Raw genomic sequence first — 527 nt, 5'->3', positions numbered from 1 at the left:
AAAACATGAACCTTGCCATCAGAACCTTTTTGTAAATTCTGTTGTTCTTCAGGCGTTAAATAATGATATTGCGGCTGCGGGTTTCCATGACTGTCTTTTATATATTTCCCATTTTCATCTTTTGCATAGATCACATTGCCATTTTCATCGTGATCCACAGTAGCCAGATAATGCTCTTTGATAAACATGTTTACAAAGCTCTGTTCAAAGATATTAGATCCTTCATCCGATAAATCATTGATCATATCTACGCGATTATGTACTATCCCCTCAAGCGATGCGACATCTAGCTGTTCTACTGCTTGGTGGGCTGTAGCGGTGTTGCGGTTGAGAGAGCCAATGATTTGTCCAGCATCTTGCCCCATCGCCCTTTGTCCAGTTGTATCAGTAAGGATGATAGTCCCATCACTGATAGCAGATTTGGTTTCCCCTTCTGCTCCATCCTTGGCCTTTCCATGACTTAAAGCATTTTTAGCAATATTTTTTATGATGCCATATTTCCCCTGTTGCAAAGCACCGCCACCAGA

General features: G+C 41.4%; 1 pseudogene. It reads right to left on the bottom strand.

Annotation, left to right across the window (positions count from 1 at the left end):
* Positions 1 to 527, bottom strand: a pseudogene (locus ACFINI_RS10190) (filamentous hemagglutinin); the annotation flags it as partial.

The sequence above is a fragment of the Bartonella sp. AA56HLJMS genome, assembly GCF_042197145.1.
Lineage (GTDB): Bacteria > Pseudomonadota > Alphaproteobacteria > Rhizobiales > Rhizobiaceae > Bartonella.
Note: the sequence above shows the minus strand (reverse complement) of the source record. Positions and strands in the feature narration are given on the sequence as shown.